The sequence below is a fragment of the Micromonospora sp. NPDC005257 genome, from assembly GCF_042872445.1.
Taxonomy (GTDB): domain Bacteria; phylum Actinomycetota; class Actinomycetes; order Mycobacteriales; family Micromonosporaceae; genus Micromonospora.
Genome location: NZ_JBIAKL010000005.1, coordinates 92,749 through 113,451, shown reverse-complemented (window position 1 = coordinate 113,451; position 20,703 = coordinate 92,749). Strand labels below are relative to the sequence as shown.

The following is a 20,703-nucleotide window of genomic DNA, read 5'->3' as shown; positions in this document are numbered from 1 at the left end:
GGCCGCTCAGATCAGCCGGAGCTGGTGGTCCTTCGGGCGGCGGGGCTCGGCGGCGTCCAGGCGCTCGAACAACGCCGGGTCGATCACGTCGAGGAACGGCGACGGGCGGGTGTCGCGTTCCGCGCCGTGCCGGGCACGCCGGCCCGCGTGGCTGACGTAGAGCCGGTCCTGCGCCCGGGTCAGCCCGACGAAGAACAGCCGGCGCTCCTCGGCCACCGCGTCGTCGTCCGGCTCGGCGCCGGGCCAGCGCAGCGGCAGCAGGCCGTCCTCGGCGCCGACCAGGAACACCACCGGGAACTCCAGCCCCTTCGCGGCGTGCAGCGTGAGCAGCGTGACCGCCTCGGCGCGCGGGTCCAGCGCGTCCACCTCCGCGCCGGTGGCGAGCTGGTTGAGGAACAGGTCGAGATCGTCCTCGCAGCGCCGGGCCAGCGGGGCGAGCAGGTCCACCGCCGTACGGACGTCGTCGGGGCGTACCGCGCCGGAGCCGTCGAGCGTGGGCACGGCGAAGCGTTCGGCCACGATCTGCCCGGCCTGGCGTACCCGGGTGGCGAGCGGACCGTCGAGACCGGCGTGACGCAACTCGCGGGCGATGGCCGGCACACCGGGGCGGTCGCGTAGCCGGTCGTGCGAGCGCTTCTGCACCGGGATGTTCGCCCGGGCCAGCGCGTCCACGACCGGCGCGGCCTGCGCGTCGGTGCGGTACAGCACCGCGATGTCGGAGAAGGACAGCGAGGTGGCCCGCCCGTCGATCCGGCCCGAGTCGAGCGAGCGGTGGGACAGCCCGCCGACCAGCTCGTCGACGGTACGGACCACGAAGTCGGCCTCGTCGGCGACCGAACTGGCCGCGTACCGGCCGACCAACGGCGCCTCCGGGTCGAGCCGGGCCGGGTCGAGGCGACGGCCGCGCACCAGCGACGACGGCGCGATGGCCTGCACCGCGGCGGCCAGGATCGGCGCGGAGGAACGGTAGTTGCGGTTCAGCCGGACCAGCCGCGCGTCGGTGAAGTCCTGCGAGAAGCGCAGGAAGTAGCCGACGTCGGCGCCCCGGAACGAGTAGATCGCCTGGTCCGGGTCACCGATCGCGCACAGGTTCCCGTCCGGCGGGCTGAGCAGCCGCAGCAGCTCGTACTGCACCGCGTCGACGTCCTGGTACTCGTCGACGAAGATCCACTTCCAGCGCTCGCGGTACTCGCGGACCAGCTTCCGGTCCCCCTTGAGCAGGGCCACCGGCAGCGTCAGCAGCTCGTCCAGGTCGACCAGGTCCCGCTTGCGCAGCAGCGCCGCGTACCGCTCGTCGTCCGCACCGGCCTCGGCGCGCGCCGCGGCCCGGTCCGCGTCGTCGGCGATCCGGAAGTCCGCCGGCAGCCCGGCCGCCGCCGCGTTCTCCCGCAGCACGGTCAGGCCGAGCGAGTGGAACGTACCCACCGTGACGTCCTCGGCGACCGGGCCGAGCAGCCCGTCCAGCCGGTGCCGCAGCTCCTCGGCGGCCCGCCGGGTGAACGTGATCGCCAGGCACTGGTCCGGGAAGACGTTCAGCTCCGCGCACAGGTACGCGATCCGGTGGGTCAGCGTCCGCGTCTTGCCGGTGCCCGGACCGGCCACGATCAGCAGCGGACCACCCGGCGCGGACGCGGCCACCCGCTGCATCGCGTCCAGCCGGTCCAGCAGACCGGTGCCGACCTCCTCCATCCCGGCGAGCATCGGCTCGAACGGCTCGTGCGGCGACGGTGGCGGCGCGATCGGAGGCGCGGGCGGCGGCGTGCGCCTCGGCTCCGGCCGGGCCCCCGCCGGGCGCTTGGCCTTCGGCTTCGGCGCCGGCTCCGCCGGCCGCCGCTGCGCTGGCACCGGTACGTCGAACAGCGTCTCCTGCCCCGCGCCGGCACCCGGGCCGCCCAGTTCCGCCGGATCGAACAGCGTGATCACGCCGTACTCGCCGTCGTAGCCCGGCACCCGGCGCACCTCGCCGCGGCGCAGCCGGCCGATGCCCTCCGCGAGCAGCTCGCCGCCGACGCGGCCGATCTCCTCGACCGGGGTACGCGTGAGGATCTCCAGCTCCGGGCCGAGCGCGGCGATCAGCTCGTTGAGCTTGCCCTCGACCTTCTTCGACCGTGCGCCGACCCGGTTCAGCTCGCCCAGGATCTCGGCCAGCGGCACCAGATGCGTCACCTCGCGCGCGTGCGCCGGACGGTGCCCGGCCGGCCGGTCCGCCAGCTCCTCGACCCGGCTGAGTACGCCCACTGTCAGCGGCTTGCCGCACTCCGGGCAGCGTCCACCGGCCTCGCGGGTCCGCTCCGGCGACCAGTTCACCCCGCACAGCCGGTGCCCGTCGGCGTGGTACTTGCCCTCCTCCGGGAAGAACTCCACGGTGCCCGCGAGCCCGTCGCCGGTACGCAGCGCCTCGCGGATCGCGAAGTAGTCGCGGGCGGCGGTGAGGACGGTGGCCTCCCGGGCCAGCGCGGGCGGCGAGTGGGCGTCCGAGTTCGACACCAGTTGGTAGCGGTCCAGGCTGCCGACCCGCCAGTTCATCTCCGGGTCGGACGACAGGCCGGTCTCCACCGCGAAGATGTGCCCGGCCAGGTCGGCGTAGCAGTCGGCGATCGCGTCGAAGCCGGACTTCGAGCCGAGCGCGGAGAACCAGGGCGTCCAGATGTGCGCGGGCACCAGGAAACCGTCCGGGCTCGCCTCCAGCGTGATCTCCAGCAGGTCGCGGGAGTCCAGCCCGAGGATCGGCCGGCCGTCCGAGCCGAGGTTGCCGATCCGGCCCAGCGCGGCGTTGAACCGGGCCACCGCGTCCAGGTCCGGCAGGTAGATCAGGTGGTGCACCTTGCGCGTGCGGTCGTCGCGCTTGTAGATCGTGGAGATCTCCACGCTGAGCATGTACCGGACCGGGTCGGCCTCCGCCTCGCTGGCGAGCCGGGGCGGCAGCCGCCGGGCGACGTCCCGCTCCGCGTCGGGCGAGAGCCGGTACAGGCCCGGCTCGGCCGGGTGCAGTGTCTCGCGCAGGTGGTCGTACCAGGCGGGATGGGTGAAGTCGCCGGTGCCGAGCACGCCGATGCCCTTGCGCCGGGCCCACCAGGCCAGGTTCGGCAGGGTCAGGTCGCGGCTGCACGCGCGGGAGTACTTCGAGTGGATGTGCAGATCCGCGACGTATGGCGGGAGGCCACCGGGGGGTGCGGCGCTGAACGGAGGCACGCCGCATCCTGTCACGTCCGGTCCCCCGCCCGCCCGCCGCCACGCGTACGGGTGACCTGAGCAATGCGGTGCTGGACTCGGCGGCCCCGGCACGCTATTGCGCGCGCAGCTCGACGAGCGTCACCTGGGGCGGCGCGCCAACCCGCACCGGCGGGCCCCAGAAACCGGCGCCGTTCGTGACGTAGACCTTCGTGCCGTCGACCTCGCCGAGCCCGGAGACCACCGGCTGTTCGAGTTTCACCGCCAGGTTGAACGGCACCATCTGGCCGCCGTGGGTGTGCCCGGAGAGTTGGAGGTCGACGCCGAACTTCGCCGCCTCCTGCGCTGCCACCGGCTGGTGCGCCAGCAGCACCACCGGCCGGCTCGGGTCGCGGTCGCCGAGGGCGGCGGCGTAGTCGGCGGGCCCGGCCACCCCGGTGCCCTCGGCGCTCACGTCGTTCACCCCGGCCAGGTCCAGCACACCGCCCCGGGCCTGGATCTCCTGCCGCTCGTTCTGGAGCACCCGCAGGCCGAGCCGGTCCACCTCGCGGACCCACTCCTCCACGCCCGAGTAGTACTCGTGGTTGCCGGTGACGAAGAAGCTGCCGTACCGGGACTGCAGGTCGCGCAGCGGCTCGGCGGCCTCGCCCAGTTCGGCCACCGTGCCGTCGACCAGGTCACCGACCACCGCGACCAGGTCGGCGTCCATCCGGTTGATCATGGCAACGATCCGCTCGGTGTGCGCCCGGCCGCGCAACGGTCCGAGGTGGATGTCGGAGACGGTGGCGATGCGCAGCCCGTCCATGCTGCGGGGCAGCTTGGCCAGCGGGATCTGCACGCGGTCGAGCTGCGGTGGACCGATCGCGGTACGCACGCCGTACCCGGTGATGCCGGCGGCGGTGAGTCCGGCGAAGATCGCCGCCCCACGGGCGAGCAGCAGCCGCCGGGAGGGGTCGTGGTCCGGCGCGTCGGTACCGGCGGGCGGCGCCTCGGTGGGGTCGACCGGCGGCGGCGCCGGACCATCCGCGGTGGCCGCGCCGACGAGTGCGGGCGCGGGCTCGGGACCGGCGGTGGTCGCCGAGCGGGCCCGCCGGCGCAGCACGAGCCGGGCCACCGCGGTCGGCGCCTCCAGCACCAGCAGCAGCACCAGCAGGTAGAACATGAGCGCGACCCAGAGGTAGCCGGGCCAGGCCAGCCAGTACCAGCCGGTGCGCGTGCCGGCCAGGGTCACCGGTACGAGCACCGCCAGCGCCGCGATCGCCACCGTGCCGGCCCGCCGCCACCGCCCGGGGCGCATGGTGTCCCGGACCAGCCGCTTCCACAGGTAGAAGTGGATCAGGCCGATCACGAGCACGACGAAGCCCAGGAATGTTGCCGTGGCCAGCACGTGTGCCCCCCTCAGCCGCCCGCGAAGGGCGGCAACACGTCCACCGTCACCCCGGCCGGCAACAGCGCCCGTCGATCATGACAGGCGACGCCGTCGACCAGGAAACTCGCCGCCGTCAGCACCACGCCGAGGCGTTCGCCGTGCCGGGCGGCCAGTTCGTCGAGGAGTTCGTCCAGCGACCGGCCGGCGGATGCGGTCTCCTCGGATCGTCCGGCGGCCGCCCGGGCGCCGGCGAAGTAGCGGACGGTCAGCTCCACCCTCAGCCTCCGATCGCCGACATCGAACGCGCGGGCTGGAGGAACGTCGGGTCGTCGATGCCGTGCCCGGCCCGCTTGACCCACATCGCCGCACGCCAGCGCCGGGCCAGTTCCTCGTCGTCCGCGCCGTCACGCAGCGCGCCGCGCAGGTCCGACTCCTCGGTGGCGAACAGGCAGTTGCGCACCTGGCCGTCGGCGGTGAGCCGGGTGCGGTCACAGTCGCCGCAGAACGGCCGGGTCACGCTGGCGATCACCCCGACCCGGGCCGGCCCGCCGTCCACCAGCCACGTCTCGGCCGGCGCCGCACCCCGATCGGACGGGTCCGGGGTCAGCGCGAACGCGGCGCGCAGTGAGATCAGGATCTCGTCGGCGGTGACCATGGTCGAGCGGTCCCAGCCGTGCTGGGCGTCGAGCGGCATCTGCTCGATGAACCGCAGCTCGTAGCCGTGCGCCAGGGCGAACCGGAGCAGCGCCGGCGCCTCGTCGTCGTTCGTGCCCCGCATCAGCACCGAATTGATCTTCACGGGGGTCAGCCCGGCGTCCGCCGCGCCGGCCAGCCCGGCGAGCACGTCGGCGAGCCGGTCACGACGGGTCAGCGCGGTGAACCGGTCCCGGTCCAGCGTGTCGAGCGAGACGTTCACGCGGTCCAGCCCGGCCGCACGCAGTGCCGTCGCCATCCGGGCCAGGCCGATGCCGTTCGTGGTCAGCGAGATGCGGGGCCGGGGCGTGAGCGCGGCGACCGCCGCGACGATGCCCGGCAGGCCCGGCCGGATCAGCGGCTCACCGCCGGTGAAGCGCACCTCGGTGATGCCGAGCCGGGTCACCGCGACACCCACCAGCCGGACGACCTCGTCGTCGCTGAGCAACTGCGGACTGGCCAGCCAGGGCAGGCCCTCCGCCGGCATGCAGTAGGTGCAGCGCAGGTTGCACTTGTCGGTGAGCGAGACCCGCAGGTCCTGGGCGACACGGCCGTACCGGTCGGCGAGAAGGCCGTCGGTCGTCGTCCGGGGGGCGCTCATCCGTCGACCGTAGCGCGGTCGAGCCCTCGGAGGGCGGCCCGAGCGGTGGAGCGCACGGCATCCGCGTATGCCGCTCCGAAGATCGCGGTGTGCACGAGCAGCAGGTGCAGTTGGTGCAGCGGCACACGTTCCCGCCACCCGTCACCCGGCGGCCACGCCTCCCGGTAGGCCGCCATGATCCGATCCAGGTGCGGAGGGCCACCGAACAGCGCGAGTTGCGCCAGGTCGGTCTCGCGGTGCCCGCCGTGCGCGGCCGGGTCGACCAGCCAGACCCGGTCGTCGGCACCCCAGATCAGGTTGCCCGGCCAGAGGTCGCCGTGCAGCCGGGCCGGCGGCTCGTCCCCGCCGAACTCGCCGATCCGGTCGACGACCTGCTCGACGAGCGCCGTCCCGGGTCGGTCGAGCGCGCCGCCGTCGACCGACATGCGCAGATAGGGCAGGAGACGGCGCCGGGCGAACCAGTCCGCCCACGGGCCGGGGTCGGGCGTGTTGTCCTGCGGCAGCGCGCCGATGAAGCCGGCCCAGTCCGCGCCGAAGGCAGGCGCCCCGGCGCGGTGCAGCCCGGCCAGGTCGCGGCCGAACGCCTCCGCGGCCTCCGGCGTCGGCTCGCCGGGCTCCACCCAGTCGAGCGCGAGCAGGCCGGGCAGAGTGACGATCACGTCCGGTACGGGCACCGAACCGGGCTCGCGCAGCCAGCGCAGCCCGGCCGCCTCGGCGGCGAAGAAGCCCTCCGGCAACGGACGCGCGGCCCGTTCCGGCCAGGTCTTGGCGAACACCGAGTGCCCGTCGTCGAGCGTGAGCCGGGAGGCGGCGCAGATCTCGCCGCCGGAGACCGGGGTCTCCCGGATCCGCTGGTGGGTCAGGAAGGTCGGCAGGTGCTCCGGGTGTGCCCGCAGGTACGCCAGGTCCATGTGCGCAAGGTAACGGGTACCCCGGACATCTGTGTACCTTGCGGCGTCGCCGATCGCCGCTGACCTGCGCCGATACGCTCCGTATCTGTGGATGGACCGCGTGTCGTCCACAGGGGCCGACGCGGTGTCGTCCGGCCGCCCAGGCTCCCGGCATGAACTCCACCGAGCCAGCGCGCCTCTCCGTCCGCTCACCCGCCGACATGGTGGCGGCCGTGCCCTACCTGCTCGGCTTCCACCCCGCCGACAGCATCGTGGTGGTCGCGGTACGCGGCCGGCGCGTCTTCTTCGCCGCCCGCGGCGACCTGCCCGCACCGGGCGCCGATCCCGGTCCGGCGGCCCGGCACCTGGCGCAGGTGGTGGCCCGGCAGGACGCCGATGCCGCCACCGTCGTCGGCTACGGTCCGGCTTCCCGGGTGACGGGGATCGTGGACGCGATCGGCGAGGCGCTGACCGCCACCGGCCTGGTGGTGCTCGACGCGCTGCGGGTCACCGAGGGCCGCTGGTTCTCCTACCTGTGCGCGGAGCCGTCCTGCTGCCCACCCGATGGCACCCCGTACGACCCGGCCGCCAGCCGGGTCAGCGCGGCGGCGGTGTTCGCCGGTCAGGTGGCGCTGCCCGACCGGGCGGCGCTCGCGGCGCAGGTGTCCCCGCTCGGCGGGCCGGTCCGGCTCGCCATGCGCCGGGCCACCGCCCGGGCCCGTCTCCGCCTGGCCGCACTCACCGGACGGCCGTCCACGCCGACGGCCGGGAGTCCTCCGGCGGGCGGCGCACCGGAAGGCGAGCCCGGACCGGCCCCGGAGTCACCGGTCCGGGCCGACGGTGCCGGCGTGGGTGGGGAGCCGTCGGTCCCGGTGGCCGGTGCCGGATCGGGCGGTGAGCCTCGGGCCGTGCGGACGGCGGGCACGGCGGCCGTGCGCGCCGCCTTCCGCCGGCAGCGGCGCGGTGAGCGGCTGGACGACGACGAGGTGGCCTGGCTGACAGTGCTCCTCACCCGCGTGGCGGTGCGCGACCACGCGTGGTCCCGCACCGATGGCCGGGACGACGACATCAGCCTCTGGACGGACGTGCTGCGACGCGCCGAGCCGGACCTGATCGCCGCGCCGGGATGTCTGCTCGCGTTCGCCGCCTGGCGATCCGGATACGGGGCACTCGCGGCCGTCGCCCTGGAACGGGTGTTGTCCGCCCACCCCGGCTATTCGCTCGCGGTGCTGCTCGACGAGGCGCTCCGCCGCGGCGTCGCCCCGGCCGCGCTGGACGGGTGGCCGGATTCCGACGGCGGCGCGGTCCTCCGGCGTCGCCGACGCCGGCCACGCGGGTGAGCCGTCACCCGCCGACGCGCTCCGCGCCGGTGTAGACGTTCATGGTCGGCCCGCGCAGGAAGCCGACGAGCGTCATGCCGGCCTCCTCGGCCAGCTCGACCGCGAGCGTGCTGGGTGCGGACACCGCCGCGAGCAGCGGCACACCCGCCATCCACGCCTTCTGGGTGAGTTCGAAGCTGGCCCGTCCGGAGACCAGCAGCACGTGCCCGGCCAGCGGCAGCCGCCCTTCCCGGGTGGCCCAGCCGAGCACCTTGTCCACCGCGTTGTGCCGCCCGACGTCCTCGCGCAGCACGACCAGCTCCCCGTCGGGGGTGAAGAGACCTGCGGCGTGCAGGCCACCGGTGCGGTCGAAGGCGCGCTGCGCCGCGCGCAGCCGGTCCGGCAGCCCGGCCAACAGTTCGTCGCTGACCGCCAGTGGGTCGTCCCGCACCACGAACTGCGAGCGGGTCCGCACCGACTCGATGCTCGCCTTGCCGCACACGCCGCACGAGCTGGTGGTGTAGAAGTTGCGCGACGGGTCGGTGACGGGCTCGGGCACTCCGGGCGAGAGCACCACGTCGACCACGTTGTAGGTGTTCGGGGTCTCCGCCCCGGCACAGAGTTGCGCGGTGTGCACGTCCTCCGCCGACCGGATCAGTCCTTCGGTGAGCAGGAAGCCGATCGCCAGGTCCAGGTCGTCGCCGGGCGTACGCATCGTCACCGCCAGCGGCCGGCGCCGGCCCGGTCCGGCCGCGCCCACGCGGATCTCCAGCGGTTCCTCCACCGCCAGGGTGTCCTGCCGCCGGATCCGTCCTCGGCCGTTGTGCCGCGCGCCGAGGTCGATCCGCAGCACAGCATGCCTGTCCGTCGCCCGTCCCATGCCGCCATCCTCCCCGGGCGCCCCGCCGCCCGCACCTCGCCCCACACCTTTCCGCCTCGCCTGTGCGGCCTGCCCTGCCCGGCCCGATGATCGCCACCACTTCGGCGAGGAGCGGTCGATCGACGTCGGAACCGCCGCACAACGCCGGCCCGAGCCGGGATGCGGCGGTCGTGGCTGTCGCTACTGTGAGGCGGTGACGGGGTACGCGGCGATCCTGCTCGCCGGTGGCGCGGCCCGGCGGATGGGCGGGGTGGACAAGCCGGCCCGTGCGGTCGGCGGCCGGCCGATGTTGCACCGGGTGCTGGAGGCGGTGACTGACGCAGACCAGCGGATCGTGGTCGGCTCGTCCGGCCCCGTGCCGAGGGGAGTCCGGACGACCCGGGAGGAGCCGCCCGGGGGCGGTCCGGTGGCCGCCACAGCGGCCGGGTCGGCGTTGCTCGACCCCGGTACGACGACAGTCGCCCTGCTCGCCGCCGACCTGCCGCTACTTACTGCCGCAGCGGTGGCCGAGCTGCGACGTGCGCTCGACGTTCCGCTCGACGGGCCGGCCGGCGCGCTCGCCTGCTACGTGGACGGTGACGGCCGCCGCCAGCACCTCTGCGCCATCTGGCGGGTGCCCGCCCTGCGGGCCGCCCTCGACCGGCTCGCCGCGACGCGCGGCGGCTCGCTCGACGGTGCGCCGGTACGCGGGCTGCTCGCCGGGATTCCGGTACGGGAGGTGTCCTGGTCCGGCTCAGGGCCGCCGCCCTGGTTCGACTGCGACACTGACGAGGACGTACGCCGGGCGGAGGAGTGGACGAGATGACGGTGCTTGACGACTGGGTCACGGCGGTCTGCGCCGAACTGGACCTGGACCCGGCGGGCGTGCCCGTGTCGGCAGTGCTCGACGTGGCCCGGGACGTGGCCCACCAGGTGGTCCGGCCCGGTGCGCCGGTCACCGCGTACCTGCTGGGGGTGGCGGTGGGGCGCGGCGCGGACCCGGCCGCGGCGGCCGAGCGGCTCATCGCGCTGGCCGGCTCCTGGCCGGTGGACCTGGGCGGTTCCACACCTGAGGAATAGCGCCTCGCGCGGGATTCGGTCCCCGTCGCGCCTGGGTAGGGTGACGGGAACGGACGGAGGCGATATATGACGGCAGACCACCCCTCGGCGCCGGAGGAGCAGGCCACCGGCGCCACGCCGGAGCACCACGAGCCGATCCTGCTCGACGAGCCGACCACTGCTGATCTCCGGGCCAAGGTCACCGAGGCCTGGCGGGAGTTCGCCCGGGCCCTCGCCGACCGGCTGCGCGGGCTGCCCACGGGCGGGCATCTGGAGGTGACGCTCGACCCGACCGCCTCGGGCACCGGGGACGCCGTCTACTCGGTGAGTGCGGATGCCGGCGAGGAGGGACGCCTCTCGGCCCGCGCGGTCGGCAACGCCACGCTGCCGCAGGGCTACCGGCTGGACCGGGCGGCGGTGGCCGACATGGTGGCGCTCGGCTGGTCGCCGCCGGGTGTGGTGGCGGGTTCCGGCGAGCAGTTCGGGCTGGACTGCGGCGCCGACGAGGCGACCCGGCTGGCTGCCGTGCTGTCCCGGACGCTGCGTGACGTCTACGGCGCCCCGCACCCGGCCTTCCTCGTCTACCTGGTGCACGACGCCGAGGACGAGCCGCTACCGGTGGAGCCGCTCGGCACCGCCCGCGGCGAGTTCGGCCCGGACCGCGACGTCGAGGCCGACCTGGAGGAGGCGCTGGCCGCGGCGGCGGCCGCCCAGGCCGGCGAGAACGACGTGCTGGCGCTGGAGGAGCGGGTCCGCACCGTCGTGTCGACGATGCTGAAGTCCGCGTCCGACCAGCTCCAGGTCGACTCCGACGGTGACATAAACATCCGGGCCGGGTCGGCCATGGTTTTCGTCCGGGTGCGCGACAACCCGCCGCTGGTGGACGTCTTCTCGCCGGTGCTGACCGAGGTCGAGCCGACCGAGCGCCTCTACGTGAAGCTCTCCGAGTTGACCAACCGGATGCCGATCGGCCGGCTCTACTGCGCCGACGACACGGTGTGGGCGTCGATCCCGGTCTTCGGCCGCAACTTCCAGGCCACCCATCTGATGCTCGCGGTGCAGGTGATGACCGGTCTCGCGGACGAGCTGGACGACCGTCTGCACGGCGAGTTCGGCGGCAAGCGCTTTTTCGGCGAGGGCGACAAGCCGGCGCGGGCCGAGGAGCACCGCACCGGCATGTACCTCTGAGCCCGGATCAGCGTACGTCGAGCAGGGTCTTGCCCACCGTCTGACGGGCCTCGATCGCGGCGTGCGCGGCGGCGGCCCGGTCCAGCGGGAAACGCTGCCCGATCAGCGGTCGCAGCCGCCCGGCCGCGCCCTCGGCGAGTGCCGCCTCGGTGAGGGCGCGCAGCTCGTCCGGGCCGGGGCGTGGGCTCAGCAGCGTGACGCCGCGTGCGGCTGCCGCCTCGGCCGGGATGTCCGCCCAGGCGCCGCCGGCCAGCCCGAAGCTGAGCATCCGCCCGCCGCGGTCCAGCAGGTCGAACGCCTCCCGGGCGAGCGGCCCGCCGACGCCGTCGAACACCACGTCGACGGCGCCGACGGCGTCCCGGACCCGGTCGGTCCAGCCGGCCTGCCGGTAGTCGACGGCCACGTCGAGGCCGGCGGCGCGGAGCAGGTCGACCTTCGCCGGGCCGCCGGCGGCGGCCACCACCGTCGCCCCGGCCGCCGCCGCCGACTGCGTGAGCAGGGATCCGACGCCACCGGCCGCCGCCTCGACCAGGACCCGGTCGCCCGGCCGCAGCCCGGCTGCCCGGGCCAGCATCAGGGCGGTCCGGCCGTCGGCCATCAGCGCCACCGCCGCGTCCAGCGGCAACCCCGGGGGTACGGGGACGGGCGCGGCCTGGTCGACCACGACGCGCTCGGCGTACCCGCCGGTGCCGCCGGTCACGGTGACCACGACGCGTCCGGCGAGCGCCGGGTCGACGTCCGGTCCGAGCGCGGTGATCGTGCCGCCGACGCCGTTGCCGGGGATCACCGGCAGCTCGGTGCCGAACGGTCCGAATCCGCTGGCCCGGAACATCGTCTCGATGAACGTGATGTTCGCGTGTGCCACGTCGACGAGCACCTGGCCCGGTCCGGGTGCCGGGTCGGGCGCCGTTCCGGGCACGAGCATCTCCGGTCCGCCGAACTCTCGTAGCCACACCGCACGCATACCGCCTCCTCGTCGTCCACCGATGACGAGTGCACGACATGAAGTGAGGTTGAGGTCAAGGAGTGGACGGTCCGACGCCCGGGGACTCGACGAGCCGGGAGAGCACGATGGTGCTGCGGGACGAGGTGACGAACGATTCGGCGCGCAGCCGTTCCAGCGCGTCCTCCAGGTGGGAGATGTCCGCGGCGCGCAGGTGCACGAGCGCGTCCGCCTCTCCGGAGACGGTGTACGCGCCGACCACCTCGGGATGCCGGCGGGCGGCGGCGCCGATCTGCGCCGGAGTGGTCCGGCCGGCGCAGAACAGCTCGACGAACGCCTCGGTGGTCCAGCCGACCGCGGCCGGGTCGACGACGGCGGTGAACCCCCGGATCACCCCGGCGGATCGGAGGCGGTCGACCCGTCGCTTGACGGCGGGGGCGGAGAGTGACACCCGGCTGCCGATGTCCGCGTACGAGGCGCGAGCATCCGCGACGAGTAACGCAATGATTCGCTGGTCAACCGCGTCTATCTGCAACGTTCTGCTCCCGGGAAGCAATGCTTGTGGCTGTTACCAAAGTTGTACCGTACCTACTGTTGGTGACCGTGAACCAGCAGCGAGTCCCGCGAAAGCGGACATATCTCATGTGTTCGCCCGAGCACTTCACGGTCGAGTACGCGATCAACCCGTGGATGGACGTGACCACGCCGGTCGACGCCGAACTGGCGGTCAAGCAGTGGGACCGGCTGCGGGAGACGCTCGTCGGGCTGGGTCACGACGTGCACCTGCTCGCCCCCGAGGCGGGCCTGCCGGACATGGTGTACGCGGCCAACGGTGCCCTCGTGGTCGACGGCACCGCCTACGGCGCCCGGTTCAAGCACGAGCAGCGGTCCGCCGAGGCCGCCGCGCACCGGGCGTTCTACGAGGAGCAGGGCTGGCGGTTCATCGCGCCGAGCGAGACGAACGAGGGCGAGGGCGACTTCGCGTACCTGCCGGACGCGCACGGCGGCCTGATCCTCGCCGGCTACGGCTTTCGGACCGAGCCGGCCGCGCACGCGGAGGCGCAGGAGGCGCTCGGACGGCCGGTGGTCTCGTTGCACCTGGTCGATCCGCGCTTCTACCACCTGGACGTCGCGCTGGCCTCGATCGACGACGAGAACATCGTCTACTACCCGGGCGCCTTCTCCCACGCGAGCCAGCAGGTGCTGGCCCAGCTCTTCCCGGGCGCGATCGTCGCGGACGACGAGGACGCGCTGGCGTTCGGCCTGAACCTCGTCAGCGACGGGCTCAACGTGGTGCTGAACAACGAGGCGACCCGGCTGGCCGGCAAGCTGAAGGCGGCCGGCTACCACCCGGTCCCGGTGGAGCTGGCCGAGCTGAAGAAGGGCGGCGGCAGCGTGAAGTGCTGCATCGCCGAGCTGCGGCACTGAGCCACGCCTCGACGTCACGCCTCGACGCGCGAAGGGCGGCCTCCCCCGGGGAGACCGCCCTTCGGCGCGTACGGGTTCCGGTCAGCCCAGCGTGGCCAGTTCGTTGATCACGACGTTGGAGAGCAGGCGGCCGTCGGTCTGCACCCGGCGCAGGTACCACTTCTGCTGTGGGGTACGGGTCTGGTTGAACTGCCAGGTGCCGCGCGGGCTGTCCACCTGGCCGATTTTGCCGAGTGCCAGGTTGACCTGCTGCGGCGACGGGTTCGCGCCGGCCAGCCGGATCGCCTTGTCCAGCACCAGCGCGGCGTCGTAGGAGGCCATCGCGTACGTGGTGGGTGCCGAGTTGAACGTCTTCCGGTACGCCGAGGCGAAGATCCGGTTCGCGGTGCTGTTGAGGTCGGCCGAGTAGTTCAGCGCGGTCTCGATGCCGTGCGACTGGATCAGCTTGCGCTCGCGGCCCTTCTCCCCGTCGTCGAGCTGGTCGAGCGCGGTGCCCTCGGTGAGGAACCCGGGAGCGTAGATCGGTCCCCGGTAGCCCTGCGCGTAGAGCTGCTTGACGAACTGCACGGCCTGCGCGCCGGAGTAGTGGCAGAAGACCGCGTCCGGCTTGCGCCCGAGCGCCTTGCTGATCGGCCCGGAGTAGAGCGTCCGGGAGGGGTTGGGGTCGTCGTCGGTGAAGATCGGGTCCTCGGTGAGCCGGCGGCCCCGCTCGTACGTGCGCCGCAGGCCCTCGACGACGTCCTGGCTGCCCGGGCCGCGGGTGCCGAAGATGGCGATCCGGCTCGACGCGTCCAGCTTCTGGCGCAGGTACTCGCCGAGCGCCTCGCCGGGCTCGGTCAGCACGTACGACGTGCGCCAGATGTAGACCACGCCCTGGAGCGTCGACGGGGAGGCGTTGGAGCCGAGCAGCGGCACCCGGGCCTCTTCGACGGCATCCTTGATGCCGGTCATCACGGCCGGGTTGACCACGCCGGTGAGCGCGAGAACGCCCTCCTTGAGCAGCCGGTCGACGGCGGCCTTGCCGGTGGCGGCGGTGTCGCCCTCCTCGGCGGCCACGAGCGTGACCGGGTGGCCGGCGATCTGCTGGCCGCGCATGCTGAGGAAGAGCTGGAAGCCGTTCGTGATCTCGTCGCCGATGGCCTTGTTCGCCCCGCTGCCGGGCACGATCAGCCCGACTTTGATCGGGCTGCCGGATCCGGCCTGCTCCCCGGAGTCGTCCCCGGAGCCGCAGCCCGCCGCCAGTCCGGTGGTACCCAGCGCGGCCAGCAGTTGCAGCGTCCGCCTGCGGTTCATCTGTGCCACCGATTTCCTTCCCGACAGGGTGGCCATGGTGCACACCCCTTCGGCGTTCTACCTGCTCGGAGACGCTGCGTCAATGCCCTGAAGATCACCGTGAAGCGACCGCAACGCCTCGATCACCAGGGGCCAGGCGGTGGAATCCGGGGCGATGAGTCCGAAATGCTCGCATTCCGGCAGCTCAACGAGGGTGGCGGAGCCTCCGGCGGCCCGGTCGGCGGCCACCCAGGACCGGCTGATCGCCACCGAAACCTGGAGGTCCGCCTGGCCGTGAATGACTACCGTGCGTGTGCGAAAAGGCACCAATGATGATGGATCCGCCTCCGCGTACCGGTCCGGCACCTCCTCCGGGCCGCCGCCGAGCAGCGCGGCCACCGCACCCCCGTCCAGGTCCAGCCGGTACGCCTGAGCGAGGTCGGCAACCGGCGCCAGCGCGAGCACCCCGCCGACCGTCTCCGGGGCCTTCGCGGCCACGTACAGGGCCAGGTGCCCGCCTGCGGAGTGACCGACCAGGATCGGCGGCGCCGGCGCCACCCGGCCGGGCAGTGCGGCGGCGGCCAGCTCCGGCAGCGCGGCGATCCCGGCGCGGACGTCGGCCAGCGTGTGCGGCCAGCCACCGCCCGGCTGGCCGGTCCGGCGGTACTCGATCTGCGCGACCGGGTGGCCGAGCGCGGCGAGCGCCGCCGCCATCGGACCGGTGTGGGTGCGGTCGTACTCCGCCCGCCAGAAGCCCCCGTGCACCACGACCACCAGCGGCCGGGGTGGCCCGTCGCCGGCCGGCCGGCGCAGGTCGGCGCACTGGTCCGGATGGTCGCCGTAGGCGACTGTGGCATCCGGGGGCGGGGACGGGCGGGTCAGCACCTCGCGCGGGTCGGAGAGCATGCGGCGACGGTAGCGCCACCGGTCCGGCCGCGTGCACCTGGTTCGCGTGGGTAAAGATGGGTGCCATGACCGAAGCGCATTCCGCCGGACACGACGACGAACAGGGCAACGATGGGATCCCCGGCACCGTGGTGGTGGTCGGGCCGGACGGCCGCCCGGTCGGCACGGTGCAGACCGACGAGGACAAGGGCGAGGACCCGACCCGGCTGGTCGAGCAGCCGGCCAAGGTGATGCGGATCGGCAGCATGATCAAGCAGCTGCTGGAGGAGGTGAAGGCCGCGCCGCTGGACGACGCCAGCCGGAACCGGATGCGGGAGATCCACGAACGCTCGATCGTCGAGCTGAAGGAGGGCCTCGCCCCCGAGCTGCGCGAGGAGCTGGAGCGGATCTCGCTGCCGTTCACCGAGCAGCAGACGCCGAGCGAGGGCGAGCTGCGCATCGCACACGCCCAGCTCGTGGGCTGGCTGGAAGGGCTGTTCCACGGCATCCAGGCCGCGCTCGTGGCCCAGCAGATGGCCGCCCGCGTCCAGTTGGAGCAGATGCGTTCCGGCCGTCAGGCGCTGCCCAGCGGCCCGGGCGGCGTGATCCCGGGCATGCCCGGGATGCCCGGGAGCGCCGAGGGCCACGCGCCCGGCCAGTACCTGTGACCGCAGGCCGGGGCGCGTCGCGCGCCCCGGCCGCTCAGTCCACCCCGAAGACCTTCTCCAGGTACGCCGCCACGCCGTCCTCGGTGTTCGGCCCGGTGACCTCGTGTGCGATCTCCCGTACGGCCGGGTGGGCGTTGGCGACGGCCACCGCCCGTCCGGCCCAGGCCAGCATCGGCACGTCGTTCGGCATGTCGCCGAAGGCCAGCACGTCCCGCTCGTCGACGCCCAGCCGCTCCGCGTACCAGGCCAGGCCGGCCGCCTTCGTCACACCGGCGGCGGAGATCTCGATCAGCCCGCTGTACGACGAGTGGGTCGCCTCGGCCAGCCCTTCCAGCGCGCCCGCCACCACCCGGACGAACACGTCCGGGTCCTGGTCGCCGGCGCGGGCCAGCAGCTTCACCGCGGGCGCGGCGAGTAGCTCCTCGGGCGACTCGATCGCCCGGATCGCGTCGTGGTCGGCGTCCCAGCGCAGCGGGTAGTGCGCCTCGTGCCGCATCTGCCGGCTGTCCACGATCTCCACCGCGAAGCTGATTCCGGGCACCTCGGCGCGCAGCCGCCGGGCCACCTCGGCCAGCAGTTCCGGGGCGAACGGGTCGGCCCGCAGCACCTGGTCGGTGTGCGGGTCGTACACCACGGCGCCGTTCGCGCAGATGGCCGGCAGCGGCTCGGTGAGCTGCTCGTACACGAGTTGGAGCCAGCGGATCGGACGGCCGGTGACCAGGACCACCGGGGTGCCGGCGGCGGCGATGCGGGCCAGCACCGCGGCGGTACGCGGGCTGAGCGTCCGGTCGTCGCGCAGCAGCGTGCCGTCGATGTCGGAGGCGACGAGCCGAGGTGGATCTTCCATCATCGGGACAGTAGTCGGTCCAGGTAGACCGCGACGCCGTCGTCGTCGTTGCGCAGGGTGACCTCGTCCGCCGCGGCGCGCACCTCCGGGTGGGCGTTCGCCACCGCCACCCGGGCCCATCCCGCCCAGCCGAACATCGGCAGGTCGTTCGGCTGGTCGCCGAAGACCAGCACGTCCGCCGGGTCCACGCCGAGCCGCTCGGCGATCACGCTCAGGCCGCTGGCCTTGTCCGTGCGGGGCGGGCAGATCTCGATGAAGCCGAGCCCGGCCTGGGTGAGCGTGGCCACCTCCGGCGGCACGATCGCGCGGGCCGCGGCCAGCAGCTCGTCCACGTGGTGGTCGGCGGTCCGGGCGAACGCCTTGATGACGTCGCAGGACAGGCATTCCGTCCGGCTGCGCGCCTCGAACCGGTCCGGGTAGGGCCAGCTCGGGTGGTAGTCGCCCCACAACGGCGCGTCGTGCTCGTCCGACGCCTCCACCATCACCGTCAGCGGACCGACCGCCGCCTCCAGGTCGGTGAGGATCCGGGCCAGCACCTCGCCGGGCAGGCGCTCGTCGCGCAGCACCAGCGGCCCCTCGGGGTCGCTCTGGTCCACCACCCGGCCGCCGCCGGCCATCACCAGAAAGTCGGCGGCCCGGATGTCGTTGCGGGTGAGTTCGGTCAGGCGCGGTCCGCGGCCGGTCGCGCCGACCACCGGGATCCCGGCGGACCGCACCCGGTCCAGCACCCGATGGGTGTACGCGGAGACGGTCTCGTCGCTGCGGACGAGCGTGCCGTCGAGGTCGGTGGCGATCAGCTTGGGCAGTCCCGGGCGGGTCATGGTTCCTCCTTCGCCCGCCGCCGTCACGCCGGCCGACCAGGTCCTCGGGTGCCGCGACCATGGGACGGCGGGCAGCAACCGTATCTCGCGCGACGGGCGGCAACCACGGCTTTCCGGCGAATCGGCGGCGAAGCTCCGGTGGCCGGCGTACGCCCTGCCGGGCGTGGCTCAGCGGGACCGGCCGGGATCGGCGAACGGCGTCGTGGGCTGCACAGTCAGGTCCGCCGGGGCCGGGGGCAGATCGTCCTCGTCCGCCCGGCGGCCGTGGCCGGGCCGGTCCACGTCCGGCTCCTCGGCGCCGGGCGCCCGGCCGGCCAGGTACAGCGCGGCCGCCAGCAGCGCGACGGCGACGAACGCGCTGACCAGGCCGCGTCCGTGCTCGACCTGGAGGCGCTGCTCGCCGACGAAGAACAGGATGCGCCGGGCGATCTGTTCGAGGGAGGCGGCGGTCGCGACGAGCACCCCGAGCACGCCCGCGGCAAGGCCCAGCCCGGCCAGCCCGGCGTGCCGCCGTACGGCCGGGGCGCCGCGCAGCGTCAGCACCACCGCGACCGACAGCCCGAGCAGGCCCACCAGGTACGCCGTCCCGAGCCCGCCGATGTCGGAGATGCCGTTCGTCAGCCGGGTGGGTGTCTCGCCGCCCCGGACCTCGGCCGGCACCGCGATCACCAGCCACTCGCCGATCAGCGAGGCGACGGCGGCCACCGCGCCGAGCCCGGTGAGCACCGTCGGCAGGCGACGGTCCCGGCCCAGCGCGGCGAACGAGCGCCCGGCCCGGCCGGACGACTCCGGCTCGGTGTCGCCCCACTCGACGATCGTGGTGTCGTCGGACCGGTTGTCCTGCATGGGGATCCGCTTGTCCTGCCGGGGAACGGGGAGATCCTGCGACATGGCCACCCTTCCCGTGCGCGGGCCTGGGTCGAATCATGGCACAGCCCACGCCCACCGGCCGGGATCGCGACCCGAGGTCCGGTGCGGGGCGGCCCGCTTTCGGTTAGCGTCGGTGCCATGCCTATCCGTACCGCATCCGCTCGCTGGCAGGGCAACCTCACCGAGGGGTCCGGCACCGTCCGCACCGGCAAGGGCGGCCTGTCCGGCAACTACTCCTTCAAGTCGCGCTTCGAGGAGGGCGAGGGCACCAACCCCGAGGAACTGATCGGGGCCGCGCACGCCGGCTGCTTCTCGATGGCCCTCTCCAAGCAGCTCGCCGACGCCGGCGCCCAGGAGTCGGCAGTGGAGACCACCGCCAAGGTGCACTTCGACAAGACCGACGCCGGTATGACGGTGACCCGCATCGACCTGGAGACCGTGGGCCAGGTACCGGGCATCGACCAGACCGAGTTCACCAAGCTCGCCGAGGCGGCCAAGGAGAACTGCCCGATCTCCCGGCTGCTGTCCCCGGGCGCGCAGATCACGCTGAACGCCCGTCTGGCCTGACATCGCGTACGGCACGGCGGGGGTGTCCTGCGGGACGCCCTCGCCCTGCGGTGTGCCCGATCGGGAGGGAGTGACCGGGCCGCGTGGCTGTGGAGATGAGCCGGGACCGGTTCGAGGAACTGGTCGGCGAGGCGCTCGACGAGGTGCCCGAGGAACTGCTCGGGTTGATGAGCAACGTGGTCATCCTGGTGGAGGACGACCCGCCGCCGGGCGAGGACCTGCTCGGCCTGTACGAGGGACATGCCCTCACCAATCGCGGCTGGGACTACTCGGGCGTGCTGCCCGACCGCATCCTGATCTACCGCAACCCGATCCTGGCGATCTGCGACACCGACGACGACGTCGTCGAGGAGGTGGCGGTGACGGTGGTGCACGAGATCGCCCACCACTTCGGCATCGACGACGAGCGGCTGCACGCCCTGGGCTGGGGCTGACCGGCCTGCGGAGCGTCCCCGCCCGGCCGATTCCGGCGGTTGCGCCGGTCCCCTAACCTGCGGATCAGACCGATCTGATGCAGGAGGAAGACCCATGCGCAGCGCGCTGTTCTCCGCAGAGAACCTTGAGAAGGAGTCCCAGCAGCCGGGCATGAGGTTGCAGAACGCCAAGATGCTGAAGATCGAGCTGAACGGCGAGGCGATGGCCCGCGTCGGGTCGATGGTCGCCTACCAGGGGCAGGTGCACTTCCAGGCGCTCGGTTCCGGCGGCATCGGCAAGTTCATCAAGCAGCGGCTCACCGGTGAGGGCGTGCCGCTGATGAAGCTCTCCGGGCGCGGTGACGTCTTCCTCGCCGACTTCGCCAAGGACGTGCACATCATCGACCTGGAGCCGGGCGACGCGCTGTCCATCAACGGTTCCAGCGTGCTGGCGTTCGACCCGACCCTTCAGTACGACATCAAGATGGTGGGCGGCGCCGGTTTCGCGTCCTCCTCCGGCCTGTTCAACTGCGTCTTCACCGGGCACGGCCGGATCGCCATCACCACCAAGGGCACCCCTGTGGTGCTGAACGTGGACGCGCCGACGTACGTGGACCCGCAGGCGGCGGTCTGCTGGTCGGCGAACCTCCAGACCGGCTACCACCGAGCTGAGCAGCTCGGCCTCGGCACGCTGCTCGGCCGCAGCACCGGCGAGGCGTTCACGATGAGCTTCGCCGGGCAGGGCTTCGTGGTGGTCCAGCCCTCCGAGGAGCCTCCGGTGGCCGGCAGCGGCTCCCAGCAGCAGGGCGGCGTGCTCGGCGGCCTGCTTCAGTGACCCTC

Annotated in this window: 22 protein-coding genes; 9 read left to right on the top strand and 13 right to left on the bottom strand. The window is 73.5% G+C overall.

The window, feature by feature from the left end:
- Nucleotides 1-6: 6 nt before the first annotated feature.
- The 5 genes from ACFYO8_RS12730 to ACFYO8_RS12710 form a co-directional block, all read right to left on the bottom strand.
- Nucleotides 7-3,192, bottom strand: a complete 3,186-nt coding sequence (locus tag ACFYO8_RS12730) for a UvrD-helicase domain-containing protein (RefSeq protein ID WP_354866555.1) — start codon at nt 3,190-3,192, stop codon at nt 7-9.
- Between the two features lie 94 nt (nt 3,193-3,286).
- Entirely contained in the window at nt 3,287-4,558 is a 1,272-nt protein-coding gene (locus tag ACFYO8_RS12725) for a metallophosphoesterase (RefSeq protein ID WP_354866557.1), read from the bottom strand.
- 11 nt (nt 4,559-4,569) lie between these two features.
- Entirely contained in the window at nt 4,570-4,815 is a 246-nt protein-coding gene (locus ACFYO8_RS12720) for a MoaD/ThiS family protein (protein ID WP_354866559.1), read from the bottom strand.
- Nucleotides 4,816-4,817: 2 nt separating this feature from the next.
- Nucleotides 4,818-5,834, bottom strand: coding sequence for a GTP 3',8-cyclase MoaA (moaA, locus tag ACFYO8_RS12715; protein ID WP_387189211.1), 1,017 nt, complete (start codon nt 5,832-5,834; stop codon nt 4,818-4,820).
- Nucleotides 5,831-6,745, bottom strand: coding sequence for a fructosamine kinase family protein (locus ACFYO8_RS12710; RefSeq protein ID WP_354866563.1), 915 nt, complete (start codon nt 6,743-6,745; stop codon nt 5,831-5,833). The genes moaA and ACFYO8_RS12710 overlap by 4 nt, the downstream gene beginning before the upstream one ends.
- Nucleotides 6,746-6,897: 152 nt before the next feature.
- Here ACFYO8_RS12710 and ACFYO8_RS12705 point away from each other — a divergent pair, with 152 nt between their 5' ends.
- Nucleotides 6,898-8,064 (top strand): DUF4192 domain-containing protein, encoded by a 1,167-nt coding sequence (locus tag ACFYO8_RS12705; protein WP_354866565.1) that lies wholly within the window; start codon nt 6,898-6,900, stop codon nt 8,062-8,064.
- 4 nt (nt 8,065-8,068) lie between these two features.
- Here ACFYO8_RS12705 and fdhD read toward each other — a convergent pair whose 3' ends face one another.
- Nucleotides 8,069-8,923, bottom strand: coding sequence for a formate dehydrogenase accessory sulfurtransferase FdhD (fdhD, locus tag ACFYO8_RS12700; protein ID WP_354866567.1), 855 nt, complete (start codon nt 8,921-8,923; stop codon nt 8,069-8,071).
- A 193-nt stretch (nt 8,924-9,116) separates the two neighbouring features.
- Here fdhD and ACFYO8_RS12695 point away from each other — a divergent pair, with 193 nt between their 5' ends.
- From ACFYO8_RS12695 to ACFYO8_RS12685, 3 genes are all read left to right on the top strand, one after another.
- Nucleotides 9,117-9,728 carry an NTP transferase domain-containing protein gene (locus ACFYO8_RS12695; RefSeq protein WP_354866569.1) on the top strand — a complete coding sequence of 204 codons (612 nt, stop codon included), beginning with the start codon at nt 9,117-9,119 and terminating at the stop codon, nt 9,726-9,728.
- Nucleotides 9,725-9,982 (top strand): DUF6457 domain-containing protein, encoded by a 258-nt coding sequence (locus ACFYO8_RS12690; RefSeq protein WP_354866571.1) that lies wholly within the window; start codon nt 9,725-9,727, stop codon nt 9,980-9,982. The genes ACFYO8_RS12695 and ACFYO8_RS12690 overlap by 4 nt, the downstream gene beginning before the upstream one ends.
- A gap of 66 nt (nt 9,983-10,048) precedes the next feature.
- Entirely contained in the window at nt 10,049-11,149 is a 1,101-nt protein-coding gene (locus ACFYO8_RS12685) for a hypothetical protein (protein ID WP_387189227.1), read from the top strand.
- A 7-nt stretch (nt 11,150-11,156) separates the two neighbouring features.
- On the opposite strand, the gene ACFYO8_RS12680 is transcribed toward ACFYO8_RS12685, so the two are convergent.
- Both ACFYO8_RS12680 and ACFYO8_RS12675 read right to left on the bottom strand, forming a co-directional pair.
- Nucleotides 11,157-12,113 (bottom strand): zinc-binding dehydrogenase, encoded by a 957-nt coding sequence (locus tag ACFYO8_RS12680; RefSeq protein ID WP_354866575.1) that lies wholly within the window; start codon nt 12,111-12,113, stop codon nt 11,157-11,159.
- A gap of 55 nt (nt 12,114-12,168) precedes the next feature.
- The gene (locus ACFYO8_RS12675; protein WP_354866577.1) at nt 12,169-12,627 is read right to left on the bottom strand and encodes an Lrp/AsnC family transcriptional regulator; all 459 of its coding nucleotides are present in this window, start codon (nt 12,625-12,627) and stop codon (nt 12,169-12,171) included.
- Between the two features lie 59 nt (nt 12,628-12,686).
- Here ACFYO8_RS12675 and ddaH point away from each other — a divergent pair, with 59 nt between their 5' ends.
- Nucleotides 12,687-13,520: a dimethylargininase gene (ddaH, locus tag ACFYO8_RS12670; protein ID WP_357709896.1), complete on the top strand. Its 834-nt coding sequence runs from the start codon at nt 12,687-12,689 to the stop codon at nt 13,518-13,520.
- Nucleotides 13,521-13,601: 81 nt separating this feature from the next.
- Here ddaH and ACFYO8_RS12665 read toward each other — a convergent pair whose 3' ends face one another.
- Nucleotides 13,602-14,822, bottom strand: a complete 1,221-nt coding sequence (locus ACFYO8_RS12665) for an ABC transporter substrate-binding protein (RefSeq protein WP_354866581.1) — start codon at nt 14,820-14,822, stop codon at nt 13,602-13,604.
- Nucleotides 14,823-14,870: 48 nt separating this feature from the next.
- Nucleotides 14,871-15,698 carry an alpha/beta hydrolase gene (locus ACFYO8_RS12660; RefSeq protein ID WP_354866583.1) on the bottom strand — a complete coding sequence of 276 codons (828 nt, stop codon included), beginning with the start codon at nt 15,696-15,698 and terminating at the stop codon, nt 14,871-14,873.
- A 56-nt stretch (nt 15,699-15,754) separates the two neighbouring features.
- Here ACFYO8_RS12660 and ACFYO8_RS12655 point away from each other — a divergent pair, with 56 nt between their 5' ends.
- On the top strand, nt 15,755-16,345 hold the full coding sequence (locus tag ACFYO8_RS12655) for a bacterial proteasome activator family protein (protein WP_354866585.1): 591 nt from the start codon (nt 15,755-15,757) through the stop codon (nt 16,343-16,345).
- Nucleotides 16,346-16,379: 34 nt separating this feature from the next.
- On the opposite strand, the gene ACFYO8_RS12650 is transcribed toward ACFYO8_RS12655, so the two are convergent.
- The 3 genes from ACFYO8_RS12650 to ACFYO8_RS12640 all read right to left on the bottom strand — a co-directional run bounded on the left by ACFYO8_RS12650 (nt 16,380) and on the right by ACFYO8_RS12640 (nt 18,904).
- On the bottom strand, nt 16,380-17,192 hold the full coding sequence (locus tag ACFYO8_RS12650; RefSeq protein ID WP_354866587.1) for an HAD family hydrolase: 813 nt from the start codon (nt 17,190-17,192) through the stop codon (nt 16,380-16,382).
- Nucleotides 17,192-18,013 (bottom strand): HAD family hydrolase, encoded by an 822-nt coding sequence (locus ACFYO8_RS12645; protein WP_354866589.1) that lies wholly within the window; start codon nt 18,011-18,013, stop codon nt 17,192-17,194. Before ACFYO8_RS12645 ends, ACFYO8_RS12650 begins: the two co-directional genes overlap by 1 nt.
- Before the next feature lie 168 nt (nt 18,014-18,181).
- Entirely contained in the window at nt 18,182-18,904 is a 723-nt protein-coding gene (locus tag ACFYO8_RS12640) for a hypothetical protein (RefSeq protein ID WP_355093740.1), read from the bottom strand.
- A gap of 117 nt (nt 18,905-19,021) precedes the next feature.
- Here ACFYO8_RS12640 and ACFYO8_RS12635 point away from each other — a divergent pair, with 117 nt between their 5' ends.
- From ACFYO8_RS12635 to ACFYO8_RS12625, 3 genes are all read left to right on the top strand, one after another.
- On the top strand, nt 19,022-19,450 hold the full coding sequence (locus tag ACFYO8_RS12635) for an OsmC family protein (RefSeq protein ID WP_354866593.1): 429 nt from the start codon (nt 19,022-19,024) through the stop codon (nt 19,448-19,450).
- Nucleotides 19,451-19,539: 89 nt separating this feature from the next.
- Nucleotides 19,540-19,884 carry a metallopeptidase family protein gene (locus tag ACFYO8_RS12630; RefSeq protein ID WP_354866782.1) on the top strand — a complete coding sequence of 115 codons (345 nt, stop codon included), beginning with the start codon at nt 19,540-19,542 and terminating at the stop codon, nt 19,882-19,884.
- A gap of 94 nt (nt 19,885-19,978) precedes the next feature.
- Nucleotides 19,979-20,698, top strand: coding sequence for an AIM24 family protein (locus ACFYO8_RS12625; protein ID WP_354866595.1), 720 nt, complete (start codon nt 19,979-19,981; stop codon nt 20,696-20,698).
- Nucleotides 20,699-20,703 lie beyond the last annotated feature (5 nt).